Raw genomic sequence first — 4,389 nt, 5'->3', positions numbered from 1 at the left:
CCCCGAAATGGGATGGTCTGCCCAAGGCCGAGGCGATCGCGAAGTCCATTGAGGTGCTTGAAGCCGAAGGCCTCGGCGCGGCCAAGGTCAACTACCGGCTGCGTGACTGGCTGCTCTCCCGCCAGCGATTCTGGGGAGCCCCCATTCCCATCGTCCACTGTGCTGACTGTGGCGAAGTGCCCGTACCCGAGGATCAGCTGCCGGTCGAGCTGCCCACTGACCTGCGCGGAGAGCAGCTGTCCCCGAAGGGCAAGTCACCGCTGGCAGGTGCGGAAGGGTGGGTCAATGTGACCTGCCCGTCCTGCGGAGGGGAAGCCACGCGCGACACCGACACGATGGACACCTTCGTGGACTCCTCCTGGTACTACCTGCGCTATGTGGACCCCACCAACGAGTCAGAGGTCTTCCCCTCGGAGCAGGTCAACCAGTGGCTTCCGGTGGACCAGTACGTCGGCGGCGTCGAGCACGCGATCCTGCACCTGCTGTACTCCCGGTTCTTCACCAAGGTGCTCTACGACCTGGGGCTGGTGAACTTCACCGAGCCGTTTAAGGCACTGATGAACCAGGGGCAGGTGCTCAACGGCGGTAAGGCGATGTCCAAGTCCCTGGGCAACGGCGTGAACCTGGGCGAGCAGCTGGATCACTACGGTGTGGACGCGGTGCGCCTGACCATGGTTTTCGCCTCCCCACCGGAGGATGACGTGGACTGGGCTGATGTCTCCCCCTCAGGCTCAGCGAAGTTCCTGGCGCGGGCCTGGCGGCTGGCCCAGGACGTAGAATCAGCCCCTGGAACGGATCCGGCCGCTGGCTCCCAGACGCTGCGCGCGGTCACGCACCGGACCATTGCCGATGTCGAGAACCTCCTGGAAGACCAGAAGTTCAACGTGGTGGTGGCCCGCATCATGGAGCTGGTCAACGCTGCGCGTAAGGAAATCGACTCCGGAGCCGGCGCTGCTGACCCTGCAGTTCGCGAGGCCGCTGAAGTTGCCGCGCAGATCCTCTCCCTGGTGGCCCCATACACCGCTGAGGATATGTGGGCGATGCTGGGTCATCAGGCATCGGTGGCCAACAGCAGCTGGCCGGCCTACGACGAGGCACTGCTGGTGCAGGACACCATCACCGCAGTGGTCCAGGTCAAGGGCAAGTTGCGGGATAAGCTCGAGGTGCCTGCTGATATCAGCGCCGAGGAGCTGGAGGCTCAGGCGCTGGCGCTGCCGAAGATCCAGAAGTACATCGAGGAAGACGGCGGGGTGCGCAAGGTGATTGTGCGCGCACCGAAGCTGGTCAACGTTGTGACAGGCTGATCGCCCTGCCTGCAGAAGCTGAGCTCGCCAGAGCAGAAAGTCAGGACCTCAGTCGGCGCTGGGCGCAGGCAGTGGAGGACCGGCTCCTTGCCCGGCGGGCTCAGCATCCCGGGCTGAAGCCGAATCTTCGACGACGCCGCGGACGTATCGCCATCGTCACTGATTCGGCCTGCGCGCTGCCGGTTAATCGTGCCACCGGTGAGCTGGAACTGGGCGTTTTAGGCAGCAGCATCGAGTGCGTTCCGATCCCGGTGATGATCGATCACCCGCATCATGCTGCGCAGATTTACCCCGAGGCCAGCCCGGAGCTGGATCGGGATCTGCCGCTCGCTGTGGCCGCGGGAACACCGGTGCGCACCTCCCGGCCCTCCCCGGGCCGGCTAGCCGCAGCGTACAGGCGATTGCAGAAGCAGGGCTATGCCGGGATTGTCTCGGTGCATCTCTCCGCGAAGCTCTCCGGAACTTACGACGCCGCCCGGCTGGCTGCCGCGGAGGTGGATATCCCGGTGGTGGTGGTGGACACCCGCCAGGCTGGTCTTGCTCAGGGCCAAGCGGTGCTGGAGGCCGCAATCACCGGGCGGCTCGGTGGGACTCTGCAGGAGACCGCAGCTGCTGCCGAACGTGCCGCCGCTGCGACCTTCACCTCCTTTGCCGTACCGAGCCTGGAACAGCTGCGCCGCGGTGGACGCATCAACACGCTGGCCTCCATCCTTGGTTCGCTGCTGTGGATCAAGCCGCTTCTGGGACTACGCAATGGAGAAGTGGCTCTGCTGGAGACACCACGCACCTGGCCGCGCGCCCTGGAGCGGCTAGAAGCGGTGTCCCTGGCAGCAGCAGCAGAACGCACGTCGCCGCTGATCGGCGTGCATACCTTCGGTGACTACCCGACGGCTCTGCGCTTGGCCAAAGCGATGGAAGGCGTCTCCGCCGAACCTGTGCCAGTTCTGGAACTGCCACCCGGGGTCGCTGCGCATCTTGGTCTGGGCGCGGTGGCCGTCACAGTGACAGCAGGGACCTGACCCGCCTACGGGTGGAGTTTTCCCCAATCCCAGCGCGGTTCCTCGCCGTGCCGATGGTGTCCACAGCGCCGGCTGATCCGCGGATGCTGAAGGTCTGTGCTTCATAGCCTGAGGCTATGGAGAGCTATGAGGATGAACTGCTCACCCGCGGCGAGCGGCTTCGGGCTCAGCGTCAGGCTCAGCACAACGCTCCGGCCAGAATCGGACTGCGCCTGCCCGCCATCGTCCTGGTGGTTCTGGGGCTGCTGTGTTGGCTGGGGGTCTCATGGTTTGCCCGTGACAACCCCGAGGCACAGGACCTGCCGGAGGTCCCAGAGATCGGTGATGAGCGCCAAGAGCCCAGGCCTGCTGAACAGCCCCCGGGGTCCGACGGCATCTCCGAGGCTGCGGATGCCCCGGAATCAGGAACTGCGACTGTTCACATTGCCGGTGCGGTCCGGGACCCACAGGTGGTGGAACTCGACGCCGGAGCCAGGGTCATTGACGCCGTAGACGCTGCGGGAGGTCTTGATGATGAAGCTGCCGCCGACGGCATCAACCTGGCGGCACCGGTGGCAGACGGGGGCCTGATCTATGTGCCCACCACCGATGAGCTTGAGGCCGCGGGAGACCGTCGCGGCCACACTGACCTACCGCAAACTGGCTCGCCCGCGGCCGTGGCAGAAGCAGGGGTTGAGGCCCCAGCACTGATCAACATCAACACTGCCGACAGTGCCACCTTGGAGCAGCTGCCAGGAATCGGCCCGGCGCTGGCAGGACGCATCATCACCTACCGGGAGAGCCACGGGGACTTCAACTCCTTAGAAGAACTCGCCGCGGTCAGCGGGATCGGACCGGCCATACTCGGCAATATCGGTGAGTTCGTGACGTGGTGACCGGGGCAGGACTGACCAGTCGACGCTCTCCGCTGGATCTCCGGCTGCTGCCTGCCGCACTGTGCGTATGGTGCGCGGCTCTCGTGGCGGTCCATGCACCCTGGAGAGTATCCCTGAGCGCTGCAGCTGGTCTTGGCCTGCTGGCTCTGCTGATACTGCTCTGTCTGCTCATTCCGCCACGGCGATCTACCGCAGCTGGACCTGGGACCGTCCGAGAACTGAGCCGGATCATCGGGCTGCACCTGCTGCTGTGCATCGTGGCAGCTGCGGCTGTACTAGGTGTGGCCGGCCAGGACCTGCGGAGCCAGGAGCTGAACGGATGGACCGCAGCTGTCCAGAAGCAGGCGCCGCTGCAGGTGACCCTCCGGGTCCTGGAGGACGCCGAAGTCCTTCCCACACCTGATCGATCCGGAGAGCCGCGGCTACTGGTACGCGCCACGGTCACTCACGCCCAGACAACCCCCGAGGAGCGTCAAGTGCCCGTGGGGGCCGCGGTGCTGGTGATGCATCCGCTCAGTGAAGGCGAAGATCCCACTGATGTGCTCAGCGCCGGGCACCGCTACCAGGGCCTGGTTCGGACCTCGGAGCTGGAGCAGGGTGAAAGGGCCAGTGCGATGCTCTTTCCCTTTGGCGACCACGCACTGAGCATCCTGCCGGCAGACCGGCGGGCCACCGTCACAGATGCCTTCTCCGCGCTGCGACAGGCCACTGCTGATGCTTCAGCTACTGCGCTAGGGGATGCACCGGCGTTGCTGCCCGGCATCATTCTGGGGGATCGTTCCGGCCAGGACGAGACGCTGACCGAAGCGATGCGGGTCTCGGGGCTTACCCATATGACAGTGGTCAGCGGGACTCACTGCACGCTGGTCATGGGTGCGCTTATGGGTTTGATGAGGCTGCTGCGAATGCCACGCTGGAGCACCGTGGCGATCACGCTGCTGGGGCTGCTGCTGTTCGTGATGCTGGTGCAGCCTGCCCCCAGTGTGATCCGGGCGGCAGTCATGGGCCTCATTGGGGCACTGGCAGTCTTCGCCGGCCGGGGGAGAGCGTCCTCAGCCCTGCTGTGTCTCTGTGTGCTGATTCTGCTGCTGTATGACCCTTGGTTCAGCACGGAGCCCGCTTTCCAGCTCTCCGTGGCTGCCACGGCAGGGATCGTTCTGACCGGGCACAGGCTCAAAGAGCTCTTCGAGC

The 4,389-nt window shown here is 65.3% G+C and carries 4 protein-coding genes; all 4 read left to right on the top strand.

The genetic code is table 11. The annotated features are described in order from the left end of the window. Nucleotides 1-1,304, top strand: a 1,304-nt coding sequence (locus tag TX78_RS00350) for a class I tRNA ligase family protein (protein WP_147640402.1), incomplete at its 5' end; no start/stop codon positions are given. Nucleotides 1,305-1,375: 71 nt separating this feature from the next. After that, entirely contained in the window at nt 1,376-2,323 is a 948-nt protein-coding gene (locus tag TX78_RS00345; RefSeq protein ID WP_044492704.1) for a DegV family protein, read from the top strand. 116 nt (nt 2,324-2,439) lie between these two features. Next, on the top strand, nt 2,440-3,198 hold the full coding sequence (locus TX78_RS00340; protein ID WP_049897242.1) for a ComEA family DNA-binding protein: 759 nt from the start codon (nt 2,440-2,442) through the stop codon (nt 3,196-3,198). Then, nucleotides 3,192-4,389, top strand: a 1,198-nt coding sequence (locus TX78_RS00335) for a ComEC/Rec2 family competence protein (RefSeq protein WP_147640381.1), incomplete at its 3' end; no start/stop codon positions are given. The genes TX78_RS00340 and TX78_RS00335, both read left to right, overlap by 7 nt.

This window comes from Nesterenkonia massiliensis, from assembly GCF_000455245.1.
Taxonomy (GTDB): Bacteria; Actinomycetota; Actinomycetes; order Actinomycetales; family Micrococcaceae; genus Nesterenkonia; species Nesterenkonia rhizosphaerae.
The sequence above is the reverse complement of the archived record's forward strand: the minus strand, read 5'-3'. Positions and strand labels throughout refer to the sequence as shown.

Bases quoted from the DNA above. Each gene is read 5' to 3' on its own strand.
- TX78_RS00340 (WP_049897242.1), top strand. From the start codon at position 2,440: ATGGAGAGCTATGAGGATGAACTGCTCACCCGCGGCGAGCGGCTTCGG.